Here is a 1,525-nt window from a genome sequence, read left to right as displayed (position 1 = left end):
TTTATCAAAAGTAGTGCCATCATTTGGTTTATATTCTGGGTCTCGCAGTTGTGCAACTCTACCATTATAGTCAGCAACAGAAAAAAGAGTACCTCTAGTATTCATTGCAATATCTTGGGCTTGTTGTTCATCTATAATTTCAGAATCTACTTTTTTATATTCATCTTTTATTCCTTGTTTTTCTTTTTCAATGTTTTTAATCTTATCCCTGTAAGATTTATTCAATAATCCTGTTGCATTTGCTAAACCACCTACACTTCCATAAGCCCCTCCCATAATAGCTGTTTGAGCTAATACTTGTACATAAAAGTCAGGGTTGCTAAGTTCTTCTAATTGTGCTTTGTAATTTTCTGTCCAATTTGGTACTAATTGTACAGAAATTTCTTCTACCATCTCTGCTGGAAGACTGTGTAATATTTTTGCAGAACCAAAACCACCTATTAAATTTTTAGATAATAAACCAATATCATCTCCAAAAACAGCTTTATCTAAGGCTTTTCTCCCTTTTCCTACTATTTCTGAAACAGCAGTAAAAGGTTTTGTCATTACAGAAACTGGTTTTTTAATAAATTGTGGAGTATATTTTGAAATAGCTTTACCTAATACTGGTATAAAATTATCTACAGCACCTCCAACAAACTTCTCTGAAAATCTTTCTTTAGCTGTATCTGTAATAGCATATAAAGTAGATTCTACAGCACCATATTCAGGTCTTAATATTTGTCCATTAGCATCTACTAAACTGTTTACAGAATCAATTGCAATATCTCTTTTTCTATATAAAGAAGATAATTTTTCTTTTTCTTTATCTGTTAAACTTTCTTTTTTATTAAGAATATTAATCTCAGAAGTTAATATCTTTAAGCTATTACTTAATAAATTAACTTGAGCATATTTTTGTGAAGCTGTAGTTAAAGGAATTTCATTTCCTTTATCATCAGTTATAACTTGTAATGAACTTGTTTGTTTTTCTAAGGATTTATTTATATTAGAAGGAGATAATACAGACAAAGCAGCTTCTTTCCCTACAGCATTAATACCTTTAGTAAACCAAGGTATTTTTGAAGTTGCAGTTGCTAGCTTATTTACTCCAGACATTCCTACAAAAGGAAATGCTTTATTAGTTAAAGCTAAATCTACCATAAAACCAGCAGAACCTCTTACACTTGTGCCTAATTCATAAGTACTATTTGCATTTATACCAGAATTTTTTGCTTTTTGCAATTCTTTATTTGCTATGATAAATTCTTTTTCTAATAAAGTAAGAGGAATGTTTTCTTTTAATTTATCATTTATCTTACTAAGTTTTCTAGTTTCTTCAAGGTTTGCAAAAGGTATAAAAGTTGACATTAAATCATCACCTACAGAACTAAAAAACCCCCCATTTTTTATGGCATCATTATATAATTCAATAGCTGTATCATAAGTTGTTACAGTCATTATCTTTTCGCTCTTCTCTTTGTGCTTAGAAGAAACAGACATACTGTTCCAATCTACCATAGGTAACTCACCACCTAAACTCTTC

1 protein-coding gene is annotated in these 1,525 nt (G+C 30.0%); it reads right to left on the bottom strand.

Annotation, left to right across the window (positions count from 1 at the left end; genetic code table 11):
* The coding region (locus ACRC03_RS17105; RefSeq protein WP_438653811.1) for a hypothetical protein at positions 1 to 1,500 on the bottom strand (1,500 nt) is incomplete at its 3' end.
* Positions 1,501 to 1,525: the final 25 nt, after the last annotated feature.

The organism is Romboutsia sp. (assembly GCF_051659545.1).
Taxonomy (GTDB): domain Bacteria; phylum Bacillota; class Clostridia; order Peptostreptococcales; family Peptostreptococcaceae; genus JBOFOR01.
The sequence above is the reverse complement of the archived record's forward strand: the minus strand, read 5'-3'. Positions and strand labels throughout refer to the sequence as shown.